Genomic DNA, 24,191 nt, shown 5'->3' with positions numbered 1-24,191 from the left:
TCATCATCCTTTTGTTACAAGTATCTACCTAATTAACTTATTTAGGAATAATAAATGGCATCAACTCGTACAATTTATTTAGTTACAACATTAGATACAAAAAGGGAAGAAATCGTTTATATCAAAAATCTTCTCGATTTGAAAAAACTTAACTGTAAAATTGTCGATATTTCTACACAACCTCATCAATATAATCATTTAGCCGCTATCGTCGCAGAAACCGTTGCTAGTTACCATCCAAATGGTAAACAAGCTGTTTTTTGCGGCGATAGAGGCAAAGCAATTGTTGCAATGGCTGATGCGTTCAAATTATTTTTGATGGCTCAAAATGATGTAGAAGCCATACTGGGTTTAGGTGGTTCAGGTGGAACAGCATTAATTACTCCTGCTATGCAATCACTCGCTGTTGGAATTCCTAAACTGATGGTATCAACAATGGCATCTGGCGATATTTCGGGTTATATTGGTGCAAGTGATATTGCAATGATGTATTCTGTTACTGATATTGCTGGAATTAATGTTATATCAAGAAAAGTTTTAACCAATGCGGCTAACTTTATTGCTGGCTCGGTTCTATTTAAAGCCCAAAATACGATTGAAGATAAGCCTGCAATTGGATTGACTATGTTTGGTGTCACAACGACATGTGTTCAATCCTTATCAGCTAAATTACACGATCAATATGATTGCTTGGTTTTTCATGCTACAGGCAGTGGTGGCAAAGCGATGGAAAAACTCGCTGATAGCCATTTATTGCATGGGGTACTTGATATCACAACAACTGAAGTAGGTGATTATTTATTCGATGGCGTTTTAGCTTGTGATGAAGACCGTTTTGGTGCCATTGCCAGAAGCCAAATACCTTATATTGGATCGTGTGGCGCACTTGATATGGTAAATTTTGCTAGCCCTGATACTATCCCACAAAAATATAAAGATCGTCTGTTTTATCCACATAATCCACAAGTGACCTTAATGCGAACAACGCCAGAAGAAAACAAAAAAATGGCTCATTGGATCGCAAATAAACTTAATCAATGCCAAGGTTATGTCACTTTTATTATTCCTGAAGGTGGATTTTCGGCTTTAGATATTGAAGATGGTGCTTTTTGGTCACCAAAAGCTAATCAAGCATTTATTGATGAATTTGAAAAAACCTTTATCCAAACTGAAAAAAGAAAGTTAATAAAAACCTCCTATCATATAAACTCACCGCAGTTTTGTGATCTGATCATCAACGAATTTACAAAGATAATGAAATAAATATTTGGAGAATATAATGAGTAGTCAACGAACTCAATTGTTAAAAAAATTCCACGATATGATTGCTAAAGGTCACCCAATTATCGGTGGTGGTGCAGGTACAGGATTATCAGCAAAATGTGAAGAAGCTGGTGGTATCGATCTTATTGTTATTTATAATTCTGGACGTTACCGTATGGCTGGTAGAGGTTCATTAGCTGGATTACTTGCTTATGGCAATGCTAACGAAATTGTAATGGATATGGCTAAAGAAGTATTGCCGGTAGTTAAAAATACGCCGGTGCTAGCGGGTGTAAATGGCACAGATCCTTTTTGTCAATTTGACCAATTTTTAGATCAATTAAAGGAAACGGGATTTGCTGGCGTACAGAACTTTCCAACTGTTGGGCTTATTGATGGTAACTTCAGAGCAAACTTAGAAGAAACAGGAATGGGATACGCTTTAGAAGTTGAAATGATTCGCAAAGCACATGCAAAAGATCTGCTTACAACACCTTATGTATTTAGCGAACAAAATGCGATCGATATGGCTAAAGCGGGTGCAGATATTTTAGTACCCCATATGGGACTAACAACAGGTGGAAGTATTGGTGCAGAAACGGCACTGAAACTAGCTGACTGTGTGCCGTTAATCAATCAATGGGCAAAAGCGGCTAAAGCTATTCGTCCAGACATTATTATTTTATGTCATGGTGGCCCTATTGCTACTCCAGAAGATGCTGAATATATCTTAAAAAATTGTCCTGATTGTAATGGATTTTATGGCGCAAGCTCGATGGAGCGTTTACCAACAGAAATTGCATTAAAGCAAACGACAGAAAAATTTAAATCGATTCAACGACACTAACAATAATATAAGCAATAACGGTGCGACTTACGCGTCGCACTGCTATTTTTTAAATAGTTGCGCGATTAATTAAATGCTAATTTGAGAAAACGTTATAATATCAATATCCACGCATATTTGTTTAGATTTAACAGAAACAAAAATCCTAACCATGACAATCATATGCATAGATAGCGTTAACAAATTAGTAAATAGCAAAACTATCAATCAACTTTCAGTGCTATCTTCAATTTAAAATAATCGTTTAATAAAATTATTCAAATAATAAAAAATAAGATTAGCCTAACAATTCATCCCCAAAAAGATTAAAATTGATAAATATTATTGGCAAACTGGCGAATATTTTTACCGGTTCAGCCTTAAATTAATCGCAGAGTAATAGTGCTAAGCAGGAACAGATGAATACGCCCCAAAAATGGTTAAGATTGTTAATTAATGAGGATTGCTCATTTGAGCAACTATTAGCCAAGCTTGCGCAAGCCTTTAACAGTACATTCACCTACAAAAATGATAGTAGTATCGCTAAAGCTAAGTTAAATGATTTTACTATAGTGGTTTATGACAAAATCGATCGCATTTTTGATATTGTTCTTAGTCCATCTTATATTCTTACCTTTATGATAACGGAAGATGAATATCTTAATAGCCACGATGAGTATATTCAAACCACCTTAACCAATCATGGTATCACTTATCAATGCTCACAAGCCAAAGATCATGCCTATCCCATTGAACTTCCTTTTTGGCAAGCCCCCAACGATGACATTGTCATAAATTCCAAAGGCGATACGTTAACCGCCTATTGTAAAATATGGTATAAACCTGCAAAGTATTCTAAATTTACGGGTATATTCCAGTTTTCTAATGTTTGGGCAATGCGCTTTGAGCGAAACAAACAGTGCACTTACTACAGCCATTGTGATAGCGATGATGTTAATTCTTGTTATTGGGTTATCCCTGAATCATCATGGCTTGAGCAATTAGTCAATGAACGACAATCTCATTTCCCTAATTGGCAACAATATGATCTCGGTGACTATTGGCATTACATTATTCAAAGTGATTCATTCTACGTAGAAGTCATCGCTAAACAGATCAAAATATCAAAAAAACAATTAAAAGGTGTTTTTTAAGATAAAATGGCAATATATAAACGTCAAATCATAACTTGATATTCAATATACTATGAATCATCTAAATTTTTTTATAAACAACTTTATAAAGAAAGATAAAAAACAACGATATCACTTTCTAATTAATGGAAAGTGGCAGAAATTTGCCAATAACATCAAACATCTTGATAAACATTTGAATCACCATTGTGTAAGAATTGATAACAATGCTTTTGAAAAATTTACTCAAATTATAAAGCACTATACCATTAAATCAGGATATTATTATGATGCCTATACCAATGGGATAGAAATATCAACCCATTGTCTAGATAATATTCATGATGATAGCCTACTTATCTGCCCTGATAACAATATTGCATTCTATTTTCATCATGATAATTGGATATGGTTTTGCCAGATAAAACCTTGAGCAACATCATAGATAAAACAGGTAACCCGAAATATGCACTCATTTAATGATATAAATCAGTTTTTAACCGACTGCATTAATCTACAGGATAATTTATTAAATAAACTCTATTTATTAGCTAATCAGCCTAATGCCGTTGAATTAATTAAAACACATTTAACCCAAAAGTTTGATCCCTTGTTATTACACTTGATCAAACAATTTCCAGAAGCAATCAAAATAAGCTTATTACCTGAAATTATCAACATTATGCAATATTTAGATGGCAATACAAAATTATGCCAAGAGATTATTTTAAGTATCAATACACAGTGGCTAGAAAAACATATTTGGGATTATATTATACCTATTTTAGGGCAACAGGATTATCAAACATTTGGTATATTGATGTATTTATTCAATTCATTTAGCCAGAAGTTATCAAAAAAATTGGCGATTTTAGCTTTACAAAGTGACGATAAAGATGTGCAAGAAATCGGTGAATTCTATTTATCAAATAATAGATGTCTTTTAGATGATGTTTGAAGTAGTTAATGATGCAAGTTGAGCGTGACAACATTTGCATACGATAACTTTGATTATTTAGAGCAACTGCATGTTAGTGTTCAAGTATTTAAACGATAAGATATAGGAAAACAAAACCCAATCACCGCCAAGATTGAGGGGGCGCTGTACGTGGGGTTTGAGGCTTTGGCAGAAGCTACCCATACATGCTTAAATAAGTATAGGTGAAAAAATGAATGGCGTAAATGTTGATTTTAATATGAAAAACTTTCTTGATATACTGATTACAACAGACTCGTTTTTTGAGTTAATTGTACAAAGTAAAAAAGGATTAATCATGCAGGGATTTTTTGATAGATTAATGCTTGGTGAACTAAAGGATGTAATGATCGCTGGCTATATTGATTATGCTACTCAACCGATTTTTCACCCGCTTTATGATAGATTATATTTTATTATTGATAAAGTTATTTTTGAGTTATATTTAAATGAAGCAGGTATTATACAATATAATGAATTAACAGAAATTAAAGCATGGTTTTCTTTAGATGATGATGACCATTTTTCATTAATGTCAATTTATTCACAATTATTCAAAACCGAGCAGGCCGTAAGTATCACCGATATAACATACTCATCAATACCCTTTTCCTCAATGAGTATAACTTACTTCAATGGTCAAGACTGTGGTAATTTACTTTTTGACCCAAATCATTTTTTTGGTTTTACATTTTTATAAAGGTTATAAATGTTAGATATTATTGATTTTATTGAATCATCATATAAAGATAATCCAGAGTTAAAACACAAACTAGCATTAGTCAAAAAATTAATTATCTACTTGTCTGAACATGATATTGAAAGATCTGTTGGTGAAATTATACCTATCTTGGGCAGTAATACAGGTTATAGTGAATATCGAATCATTAATGACTGTGAATCGGATAACCCTTCCCTGTGGTCTGAGTACCAATATAATGGCGAAAAGGTAAGGCTGAATTCTGGCGATATTGTACTCACAATGAAAAAATAAATTTTTGATAATGGGTTAGCACTATCGATAAGTAAATTAAGCAATAAATTAAGTGATAAAATGAATATAAAAAAATAAACGCACTATTTAAAAATAGACGTTTATTTTATTAGATTAATTTTGCTGGCAAGTTAAGTATTTATGCAGTTGCATTATTGCTATTTATTTCAACTACCAAAACATGACCTTGATCTTTCAAAAAGTATTCATCATCTTGTGGAGCGCGTAATGACATCATTTTATTATCGCCCACATCCATGGTATCGCCTGGACTCATTGTTGCACCACTATCACGTAGATACTCTAGGATATTACCAAACATTTCAAAATAATATTCCCCCTCATCATGGTTATTGGCTAATACAGCAAAATCAGGTAAGCCAAAAACATCCGCACCATAAGTACGCATCCATACCCCTTTAACACCTTCAACTTCATATTTCACAAATCCGCAAAAGAACGAGGGTAAGCAATGGCATAAACTATCAATTCCACCTTTATCTGTAACCAATCCACGAATAGTATTTATTGGTAGCGAAGAATGCCCATTTCCGTTAATCACAGCCAAAGCGTTAAACTCCTCCAAACCAGCAGCTAAACGGGTTAAAGCTAGGTATTGCTCAAGCACATCTTGCTCATACCCAACATAATATAAAATTAAATGGCTATCATTATTGCGAATTTGCGCTTTGATATCCTGATTATAATGTGCAGATGCTACACAAGTTTCTAAAACCTCAGCAGGATATGGGGCATTGATTCCAAATAGCTTAATCACATGTTTTCCCCAACCAACTAAGATATAACATCCATCATCTAACTGTCCAAATGGCTGTTGACATTGAATGTCTTTCATTGATGAATCTATATTGCGTAATTTATTTAATAAATTATCTTCCTCAAAACAAAATTGCCCTTTAAACACAACACCTAATGCTAATGCTTCCTTAATATCTGGGTTTTCAACTAGTGCCCCGCTAGCTTGTTGTGGCTGTGACTTTTTACCAAATAGACGTGAAAAAATATTCATTTATTCTTCCTTAATATTAAATTTTTCTAAAATCGATGATTATCAAGAGGATGTTAATCGTTATATAAATAAATCTGATTTATTGCTGAAGATTACTCAACAAGGTATTCCATCACCAACACCATTCCACCAATTTGTAAAAAAGATTCTTGTGCTGATGGGCTACGTAATAACATTTTTTTGCCTTCGGTATCTTCTGTAGTATGACCTGCTTGTATCGCTGCCCCACTATCCCGCAAATAAAGCAATAAATTATTGAACATGTTCATATACTTCTCGCTATCTTCATAACTATTGGCTAATATAGCCAAATCGGGCAAACCAAAAGCGTCTGCACCATAAGTACGCATCCATACGCCATCAAAATGGCCAACATTAAATTCCACAAATCCAATAAAAAATAGTGGTAAACAATTACGTAACAAATAGACACCTTGTTGTTCATTTGCCAGTGCGCTAGCAACATGTGTTGCTAAAATTTGATGAGCCTTTGCATTAATAAGCGCGCTCATATCGCAATATTCAAATCCAACAGCAAACTGTGTTAAAGCAACATATTGCTCAACTAAATCCTCTTCAAATCCAACATAGTATAAAATTACATGGCTTTGGTGATGAGAAACTTGTTGCTTAAGCTCTCGCGTGTTTTGACTATTTTCAATACACGGCTGTAAAATTTCGGAAGGACAAGGGGCATTAAAACCAACAATTTTGATAATATGCTGCCCCCATGCCACAAGGGTATCAGCGCCATCAGTTATTTGTTCAATGGATGATGGTAATCGGATGTTTTTCATTGACGAATCGACTTTGCGTAATGTTTTTAATAATTTATGTCGATTAAAAGAGAGATTGTCATTGAATAGCACTACCAAAGATAGAGGATTTTCAATAGAAGAATTTGCAACTAAAATGTCATCCGATTGCCGAATTTTATTATCCCAACGACTAAATAGACGGGAAAATAGACTCATTTTATATTCCTTATTAAATTTATTTTTTTAAATTTATTATCCCAATTTATTACCAAAATAATAAAAGGCTATTTAATGCAGTTTTTGATACATTATATGTATATTACAAAGTATTTCAAACAATACGTAATCCATTTCTCAACAAACTAACCTTCGGTAATCTTTAAGTTCACCGATTAAAAAATCGATTAAACAACGTGTTCTAAGTGGTAACAATTTACGGCTTGGGTAAATAGCATAAATATTCAAATCCTCGACATTATAATCTAGCAAAACACGAACCAACCTCTTCATTTTAATATCTTGACCAATAATAAAATCGGGTTGTAGTGAAATACCGCCATTTTGTAACATAATTTGGCGACAAGTATCGCCATTATTACAATAAATATTCGCTTTTAAATTAACTGAGTCATAAGTATTATCTTTGTAAAAATGCCATTGTTCTTTTTTAGCCCATTGGCTATACATAATAATTTTATGATTTAATAATTCATCAGGATGATTGGGCATGCCATATTTGGCAACATAATCTGGTGAAGCTGCTGCGATAATTTGTGTGGTTGCCAGTTTTCGACTAATTAGTGATGAGTTTTCTAATCGACTAATTCGAACAGCAAGGTCATACTCCTCTTCAAGTAAGTCAACCACACGATCAGACAGTGTAATATCCAACTCTATATTGGGGTATTTATCGATAAATTTTTGCCATAAAGGCGCTAAATATAAAATACCAAAACTAACAGGTACATTAATGCGAAGCATACCTTGGGGACTTACTTTATTCATGCTTATTGCGTTTTCTGCCTCTATGGTTGCATTAATAATAGCTTTTGCTTGCAAGTAAAACGTTTGTCCTTCGTAAGTAATGACCATTTTCCGGGTAGTTCGTTGCAACAATCGCACTTGCAAACGATCTTCTAACGATTGAATATAACGCGACACAGCCTGCTTAGACATATTCAATTTATTTGCAGCCTCAACAAAGCTATTACAATCAACAACGGTTACAAATACTGTCATTTCTAATAATTTATTTGACCTATTCATCTAACTCCACCCTATTATTCCATTTTATGAGACAATAAGTCACATATTACCCTATTTATACATAAATAAATAACCATTAATATAAATACATAACTATCGAACAATGTTAATTTATTTACTTATAGGAACAATAATATCAAACCATATCAAACTGATATTGCATCACTTTTATTACGTATAGCGTTAGGCGCTATGTTTTTGGCGCATGGATTAACTAAACTCCTTGTTTTTACCCCTAATGGCACAGCTCAATATTTTGAATCACTGGGCTTGCCAGGATTTGTCGGTTATTTAACAATTGCTTTTGAAATTGGTGGTGGCGTGTTATTACTGTTAGGGGTGCTAACTCGTATGATCAGCTCACTCGCTGTTATTCAAATGATTGTCATTAGTTTCATTCATTCAGTAAATGGCTGGTCATTTAGTAATGCCGGTGGCGGTTGGGAGTATCCTGCTTTTATGGCACTAAGCGCCTTTAGTTTGGCGTTGTTGGGAAGTGGTCGATTTAGTGTATTATTTAAAGATACGAAGTATGAGTGAGATAAGATGAAAGTTATTTTTTGTTAGTACTATACCGTAGTTTTTCTAATTACTGTAAACAATGCGAATAATTCCTACACATAGTATATAAATTATTTTTTCTAAACCGCCTATACGGCGGTGAACGGACTGACCGGTAAAATGCTAAATAGAACAATTTTCTAAACCGCCTATACGGCGGTGAACTAACGCAACTGGCGCTAAAAGATTACACGGTTTTTCTAAACCGCCTATACGGCGGTGAACCAAGCGGTGTTGTTGAACATCAACGATTATCATTTCTAAACCGCCTATACGGCGGTGAACTAGAAGCCAATATACTATAAAGCTTGTTTGGCAAAAGGCAAATAAGATTTTTATTTTTAAAAACCCTTTTTTATCAGCAATATTTAATTATTTGTTTTTATTTGCTTTTATTTATTGATAAAAAAAAGGGTTAGATAAAGTTTTCATTTTTTGACAATGAGCAAATATTATTATAAAACTAACAGTTAGATAGAAATTTGATTTTATTTGTTTTTTATTTTCCCATAAACTATTGATACGTTGTATTTCCCTCAAGATAAAAATATCCCTTATTGCCTATAATCAATAATAAAATTACAATAATTTTTCTTTAAACCACTTACAGCAAAAAAACATGATCACTTACCACGATGCTACATTAGAAGATTTACCATTTATTGTCGATGTTTATAATTCAACAATTGCTGGTCGCCAAGTGACTGCTGATACGGTGCCTGTTTCTGTTGAAAGTCGATTAGAATGGTTTTACCAACATAACCCTCAAAATCGTCCGCTTTGGTTAATAAAATATCAAGACCAGCCTTGTGGTTGGATTAGCTTGTCTTCGTTTTATGGTCGCCCTGCTTTTTATAAAACGGTTGAGATTAGCTTATATCTTCATCAAAATTTTCGGGGTAAAAAAATTGGTCAATTTATGGTGGATAAAATTGAACAATTCGCTAAACAAGTAGGAATTGAGGCAATTTTTAGCTATGTGTTTCGGCATAATTTACCTAGTGTTAATTTATTTAAAAAAAATGCAATATCAACAATGGGGGCTTCTTCCAAAAATTGCAGAATTGGATAATATTCAGCGTGATTTAATGATATGGGGTAAACGGTTAGATTAACCCACCTATTATCAATAAAATTCAACTATTCAAAAGGTTTTTTAATGAGTACCTTAAATGATATTAAATATTACGCTAGTCAATCTAAAATCACCTCGACTTTAGTGGTAATAAATATCCTTTGCTTTTTTGTCTTCCGGTTACTTGATAGTCGTGGTTTTTCGACACTTTATGAAAATCACTTTCTGATTGATTGGGGTGCCGATGTTGCAGGATTGACCTTTTCTGGCCAATATTGGCGTATGTTCACCAATTTATTTATGCATGTCGGTTTTACCCATTTAGCTATGAATATGCTGGCATTATGGAGCATTGGACCAATTTTAGAAAAGCGCATTCCCGCCATAGCTTTTTTGGGTATTTATCTTTTTTCAGGTCTAGTGGGAAGCTTATCAAGTGATATAGCCACCATTAATCAAAATATAATCAGCTGTGGTGCTTCGGGTGCTATTTTAGGCATTATTACCGCCTTATTAGCTTATTGCTTAGTGTGTAAGGCTAATATACAAGAAATGCCAGTCAAAGCGATGCTGATCAGTTTAATTTTGACGGCAGGATTAGGCTTATTACCTTCGATCGATAATATGGCACATATCGGTGGCGCTTGCGCTGGGTTTGTGCTTGGTGGGCTGATTTCGTTATGTATTAAAACGTTCAAATATCCAAGCAAGTTAACCTTACTTATTATTAGTTTACTATTTACTGTTACGGCATTAGGGTTATATATAGTCTATATGCACTATGCTTTACCCAGTGATTATTATATTTACAATTAAAAACAAAAAGGCACTGATGATAAACAATCAAACAGCGCCTTTTTATGTAGCTCAATTCTAGAAACTATTTAAGATTCGAGCTGGTTCGACTTTACAAGCACGCCTAGCGGGATAATAGCTAGCAATTAAGCTAAGTAACATGGAAGTTATAAACACTACCAACACATCAAATAGATGAATTTCCGAGGGTAAAAAATCGATAAAATAGATATTACTATTCAAGATTTTATGCCCCATTAATGACTCAACAACTCCCATAATATTCGACAGTTGCCAAGACAATACCACGCCCCAAATTACCCCGATTAAGCTACCAATTAATCCAGAAATCACCCCATACCAAATAAAAATATGTTTAATTAGTTGGTTGGTTGCACCTAGCGTTTTTAATATAGCAATATCGCGCTGTTTATCTTTTACGGCAATCACTAAAGTTGACACAATATTAAAACAAGCAACGCCAATAACCACAATCATGGCCAGATACATGATTTGCCTGATCATTTGAATATCACGATACATAAAGCCAAATGAGTTTTCCCAACTAGTAAATGATAGGTTTTCTTCTAGATTTAACGAAGCTTGTCCAATAATCTGATTAGCTTGGTAAACATTATTTACATTAATCATGATACCTGTGACACTGTCACCTATATTAAGTAACTTTTGCGCATCGGTTAAGGGTAGTAAGACAACATTATTGCTTAAACTACCGCTTAACTCTAATATACCTACCACCTGCAAACGAACCCTTTTCGGTGGCTTAAGTTGGTTTGGAGTGCTCGAAGCAGGAATTAATAAAGAAACCCATCCCCCTTCACTCACCGACAAGCTTTTAGCAATTCCCGCACCAATAATGATGCGTTGGCTATCAGGTTTGAAATCTTGCCATTTATTATTCAGCACATAATTAGGCAGTGCACTGATTTGCTTTTCTTGTTCAGGATCAATCCCTTGTACTTCAACAGCACCGAGTTTACTACCATTTTCAATAAGCCCAGTAAAACTTACAAAGGGTGCTGCCGATACAATATTGTTACTGTTTGTAAGCTCTTTTTGCACATGACGCCAATTATCTAAATTGCCATATTCTGGATATAATTGACCATGTGGTACGACCGATAAAACTCGATTATGTAGCTCCCGCTCAAAGCCATTCATAGCACTTAACCCAATAATTAATGCAGCAATACCAATAGCAATACTAAGTGTTGAAATAATCGAAATTAACGACACCATACCACTTTTGCGACGTCCTTTCCGAAATTTGAGAGCGGTAATTAAAGATAAATTCATATTAATTATCCATTAATTGATTATCTGATAATGTGCTATCAGAAAGTTGCCCGTCTCTCATTACCCATTGTTTATCAAGTTTATTGGCTAATTCAAGATCATGTGTAACAACCAAAAACGCAGTACCGTGTTCACGGTTTAATTTAATCAACAGTTCAAAAATAGAATCTGCCGTTGATTTGTCAAGGTTACCCGTTGGCTCATCAGCCATCACTAAAGCTGGGTTATTAATTAATGCACGCCCTATTGCCACGCGTTGACGTTCCCCTCCAGAAAGTTCAGAAGGTCGATGATGAGCTCGTTTGACTAAGTTAACTGACTCTAGCATTGCCATAGCCCGTTTTTTAGCTTCATTTGGCGACATACCACCAATTAACAATGGCATTGTCACATTTTCAAGTGCCGTAAAATCAGGCAATAAATGGTGAAATTGATAGACGAAACCGATTTCTTGATTGCGTAGACGTGCCTTTTCTTGTTCAGATAATTGACTTAGCTGATGAGAATTAAAAATAATTTCGCCTGAAGTTGGTTTATCAAGTCCACCGAGTAAATGCAATAAGGTACTTTTACCTGAACCGGAACTCCCAATAATGGCGAGTAATGATTTTGGATAAATATCAAACGAGACATTTTTTAATACCTCGGTCACCATTTTGCCTTCTTTATAAGTTTTATAAAGATTTTTAGCTGAAAGCAATTTTTCTGTATTATTCATAACGTAAAGCCTCGGCAGGTTGGATATTGGCGGCGCGATATGCAGGATAAAGAGTTGAAATTAACGATAACATAAGCAATCCGATAATAATAAAAATAATTTGCGTTGGTTCAACCAGTGAAGGTAGCAAAATCCCAGCTAAAGATAAACCTAACACTTGCATGATTTCATTTAAGTTAACAGCAAGTAGCAATCCTACGGCACTACCTAATAGTGTACCGATTACACCCGAACTTGCGCCTTGAATAATAAAAATTAACATAATTTTAAATCGCGATAGCCCTTGAGTTTTTAAAATAGCCACTTCACCTTGCTTTTCCATCACCAGTAAGCTTAACGAAGTAATAATATTAAAAGCGGCTACAATTACAATCAGGCTAATAAGTAACCCCATGACGTTTTTTTCCATTTTAATGGCTTGGAATAATTCACCACGTTTTGCTCGCCAATCGTTAAACACTAAGCCTTCAGGTAATTGAGTATTCGTTACTAATGCAATATCAAGCGGTTTATCTAGAAACAGACGCCAACTGCTAATCATATTGGCTGGATAACGTAATAGATTTTTAGCGTCAGATTGATTGACATAAATAAGCGCTTGATTGATGTCATGGTTAACAGAAAACAACCCTACAATGTTAAATAAACGCTGCGACGGTATGCGACCAACTGGGGTGATTTGACTAGCATCTGTTACCATTAAGCGAATTTTGTCGCCAACGGTTACGCCTAATTGATTGGCTAATGTTTGCCCAATAATGACATTATACTGCCCCGCTTGTAGATCAAATACCGATCCGCTATAGATATAATCATTGATAGGATCATTATCTTCTGGTGTAATTCCCATCAACGTACTCACAGTGATACTTTGTTCACTTTGCAATACCACATCGCTAGTGACTAAAGGCGTGATACGATTAACGCCCTTAATCTTTTCAAATGATGAACTAGGGTTAGCACTTGGATCAAGTCTACCTTTAATAGAAGTGATTTGCGCCTGAGGAAAGAATCTTAGAATACTGTTTTGCATCTGGTCTTCTAATCCATTCATTACAGATAACACAACAATTAGACCAATAGAACCCAACATAATGCCAATCATCGACAGCCATGATACAAAGCGACCAAAGCCATCCGTTTTTTGACCATAGACATAACGCAAACCAATATAAAATACTAATGGACGAAATATTTTTGACATAAACGTATATATTACCTGAAACTTTTTGACAAAGTTTTGCTAGTTAAATGCAAGGTGCTTATCATACAGGATTAAACAGTTATAGAAAACAACCACGTAATTACGTTATAATCTGGTGATAATTTTTCAACGATATCAACAAATTCATCATGCCTAAAACAGTTAATATTTCAAACATAATTCCCCAAAAATCAGGTGAAGTAAAGCAAATTGGGCAGCTTGTTGGCTCATCCTTATCACAATTTTGTGCAAAAGCAATAGACGCACATGAAGGTTTAGTTGTGATTGTGACTGATGATATGCAACAAACCTCGCGTATTCACGAAGAACTTAAACAATTTTCACCATTTCCTTCTATTATCTTTCCTGACTGGGAAACATTGCCTTATGATAGCTTCTCTCCCCATCAAGATATCGTATCAGAACGTCTGTCTTGCCTTTATCATCTTGGACATTTAACCAAAGGGGCATTAATTTTGCCCATTAATACCCTAATGCAAAAAGTTTGCCCACAAAGCTATTTGGGTGGACATGTGTTTATGATGAAAAAAGGCTTACAAATTAGCCGTGAACATTTACGTCTTCAACTTGAAAATGCTGGCTATCGCTCAGTCAGCCAAGTAATGGAGCATGGCGAATATGCCACTCGTGGTGCTTTGTTTGATATTTACCCTATGGGTAGTGATAAACCCTATCGTATCGATTTTTTTGATGATGAGATCGACAGCATTCGCACTTTTGATGTTGAAACGCAGCGCACCTTTGATGAAATCGCTGAAATACAATTGCTACCAGCGCACGAATTTCCTTTTGATAAAACAGCTATCGAACTGTTTCGTAGTCAATGGCGAGAACAATTTGAAGTCAGATTAGATGCAGAAAGTATCTATCAACAAGTGAGCAAAAATATTTTGCCAACGGGTATTGAATATTGGCAAGCACTGTTTTTTAACGAACCGTTAACACCACTATTTTCTTATTTTTTAGCTAATACCTTAATTATCAATACTGTTAATATTGAGCAATATGCTAATAAGTATTGGCAAGACATTACTCAGCGTTATGAAAGTCGCAAAGTCGATCCTATGCGACCATTACTTGCACCAAGTGTTATTTGGTCTAAAACTGACGAAATTTTTGCCAATTTTAAAAACTATCCAAGAATGATTGTATCGCATGTGGCAACAACTGAATCAAGTAAAAATATTAATTTACCTTATGCAACATTGCCTAACATTGCTATTGAGATCCAACAAAAAGATCCTTATTTGCAATTTCAAAAATTTGTTGATGATTTTTCAGGAAAAATCATCTTTTCGGTTGAATCAGAAGGACGCAAAGAAGCTTTACAAGAAATTCTTGGCAGAATTCGTATTCATCCAACTACCATCAAGCAGCTCGATGAACCCAACAATGCGAATAGCCGATTTTATTTAATCGTTGGTGCTAGCGAGCAAGGTTTTATTAATCAGCAAGATAATTTTGCGTTTATTACCGAAAATGAGTTACTAGGTCGACGTGTTATTCGTCGTAAAAAAGAAAGTAAACAAGCCATCAATACCGATTCACTTATTCGAAGTTTAGCTGAACTCACACCAGGTAAACCCGTTGTTCATTTAGAACATGGCGTTGGCCGCTATGCGGGGCTCACCACATTAGAAACGGGCGGTATTACAGCAGAATATCTCATTTTGTTATATGCTAATGAAACCAAACTTTATGTGCCAGTTTCGTCATTAAACTTAATAAGTCGTTACTCAGGTGGCGATGAAGAAAACGCCCCACTGAATAAATTAGGCACTGATGCTTGGAGTAAGGCTCGGCAAAAAGCGGCCGAAAAAGTGCGTGATGTCGCAGCGGAGTTACTCGATATCTATGCTGAACGTGAAAGCAAACCTGGGTTTCAATTCCAACAAGACCGTGAGCAATATGAACTATTTTGCCAAGGATTCCCTTATCAAGAAACTGATGATCAACAAAATGCTATTGGTGCAGTAATTAGCGACATGTGCTCGCCTTATGCCATGGACCGATTAGTCTGTGGTGATGTGGGGTTTGGTAAAACCGAAGTTGCTATTCGTGCTGCGTTTTTAGCCGTGATTAATCATAAACAAACAGCTGTTTTAGTGCCAACAACCCTGCTTGCAGAACAACACTACGAAAGCTTTTGCGACCGTTTCGCCAATTGGCCTATCCGTATAGAGAGTCTGTCTCGCTTCAAAACAGCCAAACAACAAAAAGCCATTATAGAAGCTCTTGGCGAAGGCAAAATTGATATTGTGATTGGTACGCATAAATTGCTACAAGAAGATATCAAATGGAAAGATTTAGGTTTACTAATTGTTGATGAAGAACACCGCTTTGGCGTTCGTCAAAAAGAACGCATTAAAGCAATGCGAGCAAATATCGATATTTTAACGCTAACAGCAACCCCAATTCCACGAACGCTAAACATGGCAATGAGTGGTATGCGAGATCTTTCGATTATCGCAACACCACCTGCTCGACGACTGGCGGTAAAAACCTTTGTTCGAGAATATGATGATCTTGTGATTAGAGAAGCCATTTTACGTGAAATTTTACGTGGTGGTCAGATTTATTATTTACACAATGACATCTCTGATATCGAAAAAGTCAGCGAAAAACTGGCAGAACTAGTGCCCGAAGCACGCATCACCATTGGACATGGGCAAATGCATGAACGCGATTTAGAACGTGTGATGAATGACTTTCATCATCAACGCTTTAACATACTTGTTTGTACTACCATTGTTGAAACCGGTATCGACATTCCTAACGCCAATACTATTATTATTGATCGTGCCGATAAATTTGGTTTAGCTCAGTTACATCAACTCAGGGGGCGAGTTGGACGTTCTTACCATCAAGCCTATGCTTATTTATTAACGCCACACCCTAAATTGCTCACTAAAGATGCTAAAAAGCGCTTAGAGGCGATCGCATCCCTAGAAGATTTAGGTGCAGGTTTTGCCTTAGCTACGCACGATCTTGAAATTCGGGGGGCAGGCGAGCTATTGGGTAGTGATCAAAGTGGGCAAATTGAAACCATTGGCTTTAACCTTTATATTGAACTGCTTGATGATGCAGTCAAATCACTAAAAGAAGGCAAAGAACCCACACTGGAATCATTACTTAATAGCCAACAAACCGAAGTAGAGTTAAGATTGCCAACATTAATTCCTGATGACTTTATTCCCGATGTCAATACACGCTTATCGCTATATAAACGCATTGCAAGCATCACCGATCTTGCCGAACTCACTGACATTCAAGTCGAAATGCGAGATCGCTTTGGTCAATTACCCGATGCCGTGCTGTTTTTATTAGAAACCACCAAAATCCGTTATCAGGCAATCCAATTAGGCATTACCAAAATCGAATTTGGCGAAAAAGGCGGTTATATTGAATTTGGGAGTGACAATAAGGTATCAGTCGATTATTTAATTGAAATAATTCAAAAAGAACCAAAAAATTATCGCCTAGAAAGTTCAAATAGATTGAAATTACAAAAATCAGAATTACAACGCATCGATCGCATTGAATATATTAAAAATTTATTGATTGATTTTGCAGAACATCAAGAATAATAATTTAAAATATCATGAATAATTAAGAGAACTATAATGAAAAAACACACACTTGCTATAGGAATAATTGCTGTATTGGGTATGGCTTATGTAGGTACATCATGGTACACCGGTAACATGATTGAAAATCATATCGACAACCAATTAGCCCAAGTCACAAACAAAGTTAATCAGATTCAAAACGTTTTCACATTTTCCGTTACGAAAAGTCGTTATGAAAAGGGTATCTTTTCAACTAAAGTACATCTAACTGTGACAGCGTCACCAAATAAATCTATTATCCAAGATGCTACTCCAAAAATCTTATTTGATGACGATGTCACTATCCATCATGGCCCTTTCCCTATTGCTGCGCTTGCCAAAGGGACTTTTGCCCCACAAATGGCTTGGTTAGAATATGAAATGAGCCAACAAGCTAATCCAACGCTTTGGAAACTAGCCGGCAATCGGCCGTTTATTAGTGGGCATACAGGTATGAGTTATGGCGAATATATCACCGTTAAACTTGCAAGCAAAGCGATAAAAGCCTCACAGAACGAAATCCCGGCCATTCATGATGGTATCTTAGATATCAGTAACGGCAGTTATACCTTTAGTAGCTATACCAATGGTTCTGACATCAAGACTGAAATCAAACTGGATAAATTAGTTTTTCTTTCTGACGATACCCATTTTAACTTTGATGACTTTAATTTGTCATTAAAGCCACTCAGTACCACTGAAGACATCGATTATGAATTTAATATTGGCAATATTAAATACAGTTTTGATAGTTTTATCTCAAAAGGAAATTTTGATGTCAACAATTTCAAATCCAAAGGTCGGGTTAACTACAAAAATCAAAATATTGATGAGCAAAGCAGTATTGATAAAATTACATTAAATATGAAATCATCCACCCCAAAAATTGAGTCGGTGATTATTAATAAAATCGTGATGAGTCAAAAAAATGTCTTAAATGACACCAACAATACGATTGAGGGTTCGCTTGTAAGTAGTATTGGTTCGATTATTTATGGTCAACAAAATCTGGGCAATGGATCGCTTGATATTAACTTCAAGGGGGTTGATAAACAATTTTTCAATTATCAATTTAAAACACATGCTCCTGACATAAGTGAGAACGACAAACATAATATCGAATTTTCGTTAAATAAATTCAATTGGCACAATGCTGGCGGCGATATCAATGTTAACTTTTTGTTTAATATATCAGATATTAATAACGCAAGTATTAATGAAAAAGATTACGACAAAATCAACACATTTAAATTCAAGCTCGAAGCACCATTTGACGTGTTAGCTCGTTTATCAGCACAAATCGAAAACCCTAACGCTAGCCATGTTACAGCAGAACAAATTGCAAAAGAAAACTTTGTAATAAAAACCAATTCAAAAAAGCTTTTTAGTCAATCACCATTTTTTACCTTTAATAAAGATCAAACAGAAGGTTTCTATTCTGATGTGCAGTACACAAAAGGCAGTCAAAACGTAAATGTAAATGGGCAATTACTAGATAAAAAAGATTTTTTTAAAAATTTATAATTTGTTTTTGTAACACTCATATAGTTATAAATTGTTTCAGTTATTTTGGTTAACTTGGCGATTATTTTAAACTCAAGCTTAATGGTTAATAATGTATTCATCATAATACAGTAAGGTATCAATTTAAACTTGTGTTAAATGCGTTTTACAAAAAGTCAAAAAACTATCGCCTAGAAAGCTCAAATCGATTAGAATTATAAAAATCAGAATCACCTCAAATCGATCGTATTGAATATATTAAAAATTTGTTGGCTGATTTTGCAACTCATCAAAAATGATAATTTAAAATATAATGAATAACTAAGAGAACTATAATGAAAAAAACCACACTTGCTATAGGAATAATTGCTGTATTAGGGATTGCTTACGTAGGCACTGCATGGTACACCGGAAACATGATCGAAAATCATATCGACAACCAGTTGGCACAAATCACAAACAAATTTAACCAGAGTCAAGACGATTTTGTAGTGTCCGTGATAAAAAGTAATTATGAAAAGCATATCTTTTCAACTAAATTACATTTAACCGTTACAGCATCACTGCAAAATGCTACAGGAGAAGATGCTCAACCGGAAACCCTATTTGATGATGATGTCACTATCCATCATGGTCCCTTCCCTGTTGCAGCCCTAGCCAAAGGAACCTTTGCCCCACAGATGGCTTGGTTAGAATACGAAATGGCCGAGCAAGCCAATCCAACACTTTGGAAACTAGCGGGTAACCAGCCGTTTATTACTGGGCATGCGGGTATAAGTTATGGTGAATATATCACCGTTAAATTAGCAAGCAAAGCGATTAAAACCACTCAAAACGAAATCCCAGTCATTGATGGTGCATTTGAAATTGGAAAAGGTAATTACACCATTAGTAGCTATACCTCGGGCTCTGATATTTCAACTAAAGTGGAAATCGATAAAATCTCATTAACCTATCCTATATCATTAAGATCAAATCCTGTTTCGATTGTTATTAATAAATTTGTTATGGACCAAAAAAATGTCTTAAATAACGCCACCAACACCGTTGATGGTTCGTTTTTTAGCCGCGTTGATTCAATTATTTTTGGTCAACAAAATTTGGGTAATGGTTCATTAGATTTTGACTTTAAAGGCCTTGATAAACAACTATTTAGCAATCAATTGGGAATGGATTATCCTGACTCAGGCGATACTAACAAAAAACACAATATCCAATTTTCGTTGAATAAATTCAATTGGCATAATGCTGCTGGCGATCTTAATGCTAACCTAAAGTTTGATATTTCTGATGTTGATAGCTCAGCCATTGATAAAGCTGATTACGAAAAAATCAACTCCCTTAAATTAAAGCTGGAAGCACCATTTGATGTGTTAGCTCATTTGTCAGCGCAAATTGAAAACGCTAACGCTAGCGAGGTAACGCCAGAACAAGTTGCTAAAGCAAAACAAAATCTACAATTTATGTCGGCATTTTTAGTCGGTAACGCTAAATTCTTAACTTTAAGCAATGACAAAACTCAAGGTATCTATTCTGATGTTAGCCTAACCAAAGATAGTAACGAAGTTAGCGTAAATGGCAAAACAATGACAAAAGAAGAATTCTTTGATCACTTATAGCTAGCCAATTGCTTTATCAAACTAACCTATTCCGCCTATTATTCAGGCGGAATTTTATTTTATAACTAAAACAAAAAGTATACTTATGAATATAAATTCATCATCTATAACCGAAAATCAATTCAAACGCACCATGAAAACTCGGCATCTTATTATGCTATCACTTGGTGGCGTTATTGGTACGGGTCTCTTTTTTAACACTGGCTACATTATTGCTACCGCAGGTGCAATTGGCACAATTATCGCATATCTAATTGGTGCATTAGTGGTCTACCTAGTCATGTTATGCCTTGGAGAACTCGCTGTCGCCATACCAGAAACAGGTGCCTTTCATACTTATGCCTCGCGGTTCATTAGCCCTGCAACGGGTTATACTGTTGCTTGGTTATATTGGTTAACTTGGACTGTCGCACTCGGCTCAAGCATTACCGCAGCAGGATTTTGTATGAAGCATTGGTTTCCAAATACACCTATTTGGGTCTGGTGTTCTACTTTCTGCACCGTGATTTTGGCATTAAACATCGTTACCGCACAATTTTTCGCTGAGAGTGAATTTTGGTTTTCGATTATCAAAGTGATCACCATTATTATCTTTATTATTGCTGGTGCAGCAGCTATTTTTGGCTTTGTCCCTATGAAAAATGACATCCCTGCGCCCTTTTTACACAATATTACCGATAATGGTTGGTTCCCGAATGGCATTACCCCGATTATTATGACGATGGTATCGGTTAATTTTGCCTTTTCAGGCACGGAACTTATTGGTATTGCCGCTGGTGAAACAAAAGAGCCAGAAAAGACCATTCCGTTAGCAATAAAAACCACAATTCTAAGACTTATCATCTTCTTTATTGGCACCGTTTTTGTCTTAGCAGCCTTATTGCCAATGGATCAAGCTGGCGTTATCGAAAGTCCCTTTGTTACCGTTTTTGAAAATATCGGCTTACCTTATGCTGCCGATTGTCTTAATTTTGTAATTTTAACCGCCATTTTGTCAGCTGCAAATTCGGGACTTTATGCTTCTGGACGCATGTTGTGGTCGCTTTCCAACCAAGGTACATTACCAAAATGCTTCAGTAAACTTAATCAGACAGGCGTTCCAGCCTTTGCTATTTCCATCAGTATGTTAGGTGGCTTATTGGCATTACTCACAAGCATTATTGCGCCTAACACGGTTTTTGTTGCCTTGACAGCTATTTCAGGATTTGCCGTGGTGGCCGTTTGGCTAAGTATTTGCGCTTCACACTTCTTTTTTAGAAAAAGTTTAACTCGTGAGGAGCAAAACAATCTAAAATATAAAGCCCCATTTTACCCACTTGTACCTATTTTAGGCTTTATTTTATGTTTAATTGCTTGTATTGGACTCGCATTCGATCCAGAACAACGTATTGCACTTTATTGTGGCATTCCTTTTGTGGTTGTCTGCTTTATTGCCCACCACTTTACCCAAGCCCATCAAAAGCGAGTGGCAAAAAATGAAAAATAATAATCCAATTAGTACACTATTAAAGCAAAAAAAATACATCATTATTGATGGCGCACTAGCCAGCGAGTTACAACGTCGTGGCTGTGATCTTAACGACAGTTTATGGTCAGCAAAAGTGTTAATCGAAAGACCAGAACTGATCCGCCAAGTCCATTATGACTATTTTAAAGCTGGTGCTGATTGTGCGATTACCGCTAGTTATCAAGCCACACCATTAGGGTTTGAACAAAAAGGAATTACATTTGATGAATCAATCAAATTAATTAAAACTAGTGTTGAACTTGCAAAGCAAGCTAAGCAGCAGTATTTAAATGAAACAAACCCAAATAAAATATTACTAATTGCTGGTTCAGTCGGTCCTTATGGAGCATATCTTGCTAATGGTTCAGAATATACGGGTAACTATCAACTTACCGAAGCTGAATTTATTGCTTTTCATCGTGATCGCATTGAAGCTTTGATTGACGCTAAGGTAGATATCCTTGCTTGCGAAACCCTGCCTTCATTTTCCGAAATCAAAGCATTAGTTAAATTGATACAGCAGTTTCCAATAATCAACGCTTGGTTTTCGTTAACGTTAAAAGATGCCCAGCATCTTAGCGATGGCACGGCATTATCACAAGTTATCGATTATTTAAATAATATCGAACAAATTGTGAGCATTGGTGTTAACTGCATTGCATTAGAAAGCGTAACACCAGCGTTACAGGTACTAAATAAACTTACCACCAAACCGCTAATTGTTTATCCAAATTCAGGTGAACAATATGATCCAACCACCAAACAGTGGCACAAAAATTATCAACATAATTGCACTTACAGCAATCAACTGCCAACTTGGGTTAAATTGGGCGCTAAATTAATTGGTGGCTGCTGCCAAACAACACCTAATGATATTGAAGATATTGTGGGGTTATTAAAAGATTATTAATTTTAGAGTGGTTGGTTTTGATCGTTATGGAATATTATGAGCTGGTCATCATATCCCCAACAGCCTCAAATCTAACCACAGCAAAACAGCCAACGCTGTCAAAAAAAACTTTGATTTGCTTTATCTTATATAAATAACAATAAAGCGTTAAATGCTATATATTGACAAATATCGCAATTTCTAAATCACCTACACAGCGGTGAACTTGGAAACTTAATGAGCTTTATTTTAAAAATACTAAAAAATTACAATTTTCCGCTGATAATGTATAGCGCAAGAGTTCAGGTTCCGAAATTTTTGTTAATAACCATTTTGGTGTACAAACCATTACATCAAAATAATCAGCCTCATTACTATCGGCTAAACCTATAGATAGATTTAATGTGATACAAAAATTATCATTTTCTTCGGGAATATATATAGTTGGATCATCATCAATGTAACCAAATGATTTTAATATTATTTTTATTTTTAATTATTAATATTCAAATGCGCATTACCTATCTTTATTCTTCGACCGTCAAACTCATTCTCCGCCAGCACCGTGACCTTTTCACCCGATAATAATGCCCCCTCCGACGTTAATTGTGGGCGGTTATTTTGTAAAAATAATTCAGGATTTGTAAATACCCCAAACCTAGTACACAACTCACGTAGAAAATCATGCTGCTTGTTTTAGTGTTTTATACTCAATCGGTGTCATGTTATTTAACGCCTCATGCGGTCTTTCAGTATTATAAATCGTTAACCATTCTTCGGTTATTCTCCTTGCTTGTGCTAAGTTGTTAAAAAGATATAAATCGAGTACTTCAGTACGATAGGTACGATTAAATCGTTCAATATAACCATTTTGATAAGGACTACCGGGCTGGATATAATCAATGTTTATACCATGTAACTTTGCCCAGTTTATAAAGGTTTTTCCTGTAAATTCTGGTCCATTATCGACCCGTATTTTTAATGGATACCCATGATATTCAGCCAGTTTATCTAAGTAACGGGTAACTCTCCCTGCCGGTAAGCTTACCGCAATATCAATGCCTAGCGCCTCACGATTAAAGTCATCGATGACATTGAATGTCCTAAAGCGACGTTGATTACCACTAC

23 protein-coding genes are annotated in these 24,191 nt (G+C 35.3%); 15 read left to right on the top strand and 8 right to left on the bottom strand.

The genetic code is table 11. The features are described 5' to 3' along the window. The first annotated feature begins 54 nt into the window (after positions 1–54). The 7 genes from ACYIAL_RS09250 (at position 55) to ACYIAL_RS09220 (ending at position 5,192) form a co-directional block, all read left to right on the top strand. A complete protein-coding gene (locus ACYIAL_RS09250) occupies positions 55–1,263 on the top strand; it encodes a Tm-1-like ATP-binding domain-containing protein (RefSeq protein WP_483751500.1) in 1,209 nt (402 codons plus the stop codon). A 16-nt stretch (positions 1,264–1,279) separates the two neighbouring features. After that, positions 1,280–2,110 (top strand): phosphoenolpyruvate hydrolase family protein, encoded by an 831-nt coding sequence (locus ACYIAL_RS09245; RefSeq protein ID WP_174797447.1) that lies wholly within the window; start codon positions 1,280–1,282, stop codon positions 2,108–2,110. Positions 2,111–2,508: 398 nt separating this feature from the next. Next, the gene (locus tag ACYIAL_RS09240; protein ID WP_483751499.1) at positions 2,509–3,243 is read left to right on the top strand and encodes a hypothetical protein; all 735 of its coding nucleotides are present in this window, start codon (positions 2,509–2,511) and stop codon (positions 3,241–3,243) included. A 52-nt stretch (positions 3,244–3,295) separates the two neighbouring features. Continuing rightward, positions 3,296–3,655, top strand: coding sequence for a hypothetical protein (locus ACYIAL_RS09235; protein WP_483751498.1), 360 nt, complete (start codon positions 3,296–3,298; stop codon positions 3,653–3,655). 33 nt (positions 3,656–3,688) lie between these two features. Beyond that, positions 3,689–4,180, top strand: coding sequence for a hypothetical protein (locus ACYIAL_RS09230; protein WP_483751497.1), 492 nt, complete (start codon positions 3,689–3,691; stop codon positions 4,178–4,180). Between the two features lie 211 nt (positions 4,181–4,391). Next, positions 4,392–4,898: a hypothetical protein gene (locus tag ACYIAL_RS09225; RefSeq protein ID WP_483751496.1), complete on the top strand. Its 507-nt coding sequence runs from the start codon at positions 4,392–4,394 to the stop codon at positions 4,896–4,898. 9 nt (positions 4,899–4,907) lie between these two features. Next, a complete protein-coding gene (locus ACYIAL_RS09220) occupies positions 4,908–5,192 on the top strand; it encodes a hypothetical protein (RefSeq protein ID WP_174797450.1) in 285 nt (94 codons plus the stop codon). Between the two features lie 139 nt (positions 5,193–5,331). On the opposite strand, the gene ACYIAL_RS09215 is transcribed toward ACYIAL_RS09220, so the two are convergent. The 3 genes from ACYIAL_RS09215 to ACYIAL_RS09205 form a co-directional block, all read right to left on the bottom strand. Beyond that, complete coding sequence (locus ACYIAL_RS09215) at positions 5,332–6,222, bottom strand: DUF4261 domain-containing protein (protein WP_483751495.1); 891 nt, start codon at positions 6,220–6,222, stop codon at positions 5,332–5,334. 92 nt (positions 6,223–6,314) lie between these two features. After that, positions 6,315–7,196 (bottom strand): DUF4261 domain-containing protein, encoded by an 882-nt coding sequence (locus ACYIAL_RS09210; RefSeq protein WP_483751494.1) that lies wholly within the window; start codon positions 7,194–7,196, stop codon positions 6,315–6,317. A gap of 138 nt (positions 7,197–7,334) precedes the next feature. Next, on the bottom strand, positions 7,335–8,246 hold the full coding sequence (locus tag ACYIAL_RS09205) for a LysR family transcriptional regulator (RefSeq protein ID WP_483751493.1): 912 nt from the start codon (positions 8,244–8,246) through the stop codon (positions 7,335–7,337). A gap of 135 nt (positions 8,247–8,381) precedes the next feature. Between ACYIAL_RS09205 and ACYIAL_RS09200 the strand changes: the two genes are divergently transcribed. The 3 genes from ACYIAL_RS09200 to ACYIAL_RS09190 all read left to right on the top strand — a co-directional run bounded on the left by ACYIAL_RS09200 (position 8,382) and on the right by ACYIAL_RS09190 (position 10,698). Further along, the gene (locus ACYIAL_RS09200; protein ID WP_174797454.1) at positions 8,382–8,786 is read left to right on the top strand and encodes a DoxX family protein; all 405 of its coding nucleotides are present in this window, start codon (positions 8,382–8,384) and stop codon (positions 8,784–8,786) included. A 640-nt stretch (positions 8,787–9,426) separates the two neighbouring features. After that, on the top strand, positions 9,427–9,879 hold the full coding sequence (locus ACYIAL_RS09195; protein ID WP_483751492.1) for an N-acetyltransferase family protein: 453 nt from the start codon (positions 9,427–9,429) through the stop codon (positions 9,877–9,879). Between the two features lie 87 nt (positions 9,880–9,966). Next, the gene (locus ACYIAL_RS09190; protein WP_483751491.1) at positions 9,967–10,698 is read left to right on the top strand and encodes a rhomboid family intramembrane serine protease; all 732 of its coding nucleotides are present in this window, start codon (positions 9,967–9,969) and stop codon (positions 10,696–10,698) included. Between the two features lie 57 nt (positions 10,699–10,755). Here the strand turns inward: ACYIAL_RS09190 and lolE are convergent, their stop codons facing one another. From lolE to lolC, 3 genes are read right to left on the bottom strand one after another with little or no spacing between them, the layout of a single operon-like run. Next, entirely contained in the window at positions 10,756–11,994 is a 1,239-nt protein-coding gene (gene lolE, locus ACYIAL_RS09185; protein WP_483751490.1) for a lipoprotein-releasing ABC transporter permease subunit LolE, read from the bottom strand. 1 nt (position 11,995) lies between these two features. Further along, a complete protein-coding gene (gene lolD / locus ACYIAL_RS09180; protein ID WP_483748055.1) occupies positions 11,996–12,712 on the bottom strand; it encodes a lipoprotein-releasing ABC transporter ATP-binding protein LolD in 717 nt (238 codons plus the stop codon). Further along, positions 12,705–13,907 carry a lipoprotein-releasing ABC transporter permease subunit LolC gene (lolC, locus tag ACYIAL_RS09175; RefSeq protein WP_174797478.1) on the bottom strand — a complete coding sequence of 401 codons (1,203 nt, stop codon included), beginning with the start codon at positions 13,905–13,907 and terminating at the stop codon, positions 12,705–12,707. The genes lolD and lolC overlap by 8 nt, the downstream gene beginning before the upstream one ends. Positions 13,908–14,065: 158 nt before the next feature. Here lolC and mfd point away from each other — a divergent pair, with 158 nt between their 5' ends. The 5 genes from mfd (at position 14,066) to mmuM (ending at position 23,084) form a co-directional block, all read left to right on the top strand. Then, positions 14,066–17,524 carry a transcription-repair coupling factor gene (gene mfd / locus ACYIAL_RS09170; protein ID WP_483751489.1) on the top strand — a complete coding sequence of 1,153 codons (3,459 nt, stop codon included), beginning with the start codon at positions 14,066–14,068 and terminating at the stop codon, positions 17,522–17,524. Positions 17,525–17,560: 36 nt separating this feature from the next. Next, positions 17,561–19,069, top strand: coding sequence for a YdgA family protein (locus ACYIAL_RS09165; protein WP_483751488.1), 1,509 nt, complete (start codon positions 17,561–17,563; stop codon positions 19,067–19,069). Between the two features lie 314 nt (positions 19,070–19,383). After that, positions 19,384–20,667: a YdgA family protein gene (locus ACYIAL_RS09160; RefSeq protein ID WP_483751487.1), complete on the top strand. Its 1,284-nt coding sequence runs from the start codon at positions 19,384–19,386 to the stop codon at positions 20,665–20,667. Between the two features lie 85 nt (positions 20,668–20,752). Further along, on the top strand, positions 20,753–22,153 hold the full coding sequence (gene mmuP, locus ACYIAL_RS09155) for an S-methylmethionine permease (protein WP_174797461.1): 1,401 nt from the start codon (positions 20,753–20,755) through the stop codon (positions 22,151–22,153). Beyond that, positions 22,143–23,084, top strand: coding sequence for a homocysteine S-methyltransferase (gene mmuM / locus ACYIAL_RS09150; RefSeq protein ID WP_483751486.1), 942 nt, complete (start codon positions 22,143–22,145; stop codon positions 23,082–23,084). The genes mmuP and mmuM overlap by 11 nt, the downstream gene beginning before the upstream one ends. 223 nt (positions 23,085–23,307) lie before the next feature. Here mmuM and ACYIAL_RS09145 read toward each other — a convergent pair whose 3' ends face one another. Together ACYIAL_RS09145 and ACYIAL_RS09140 are read right to left on the bottom strand one after the other, a co-directional pair. Further along, entirely contained in the window at positions 23,308–23,544 is a 237-nt protein-coding gene (locus ACYIAL_RS09145) for an Imm8 family immunity protein (RefSeq protein ID WP_483751528.1), read from the bottom strand. Positions 23,545–23,745: 201 nt separating this feature from the next. After that, the coding region (locus tag ACYIAL_RS09140) for an integrase core domain-containing protein (protein WP_483751271.1) at positions 23,746–24,191 on the bottom strand (446 nt) is incomplete at its 5' end.

It is taken from the genome of Gilliamella sp. X-57, from assembly GCF_057063565.1.
Note: the sequence above shows the minus strand (reverse complement) of the source record. Positions and strands in the feature narration are given on the sequence as shown.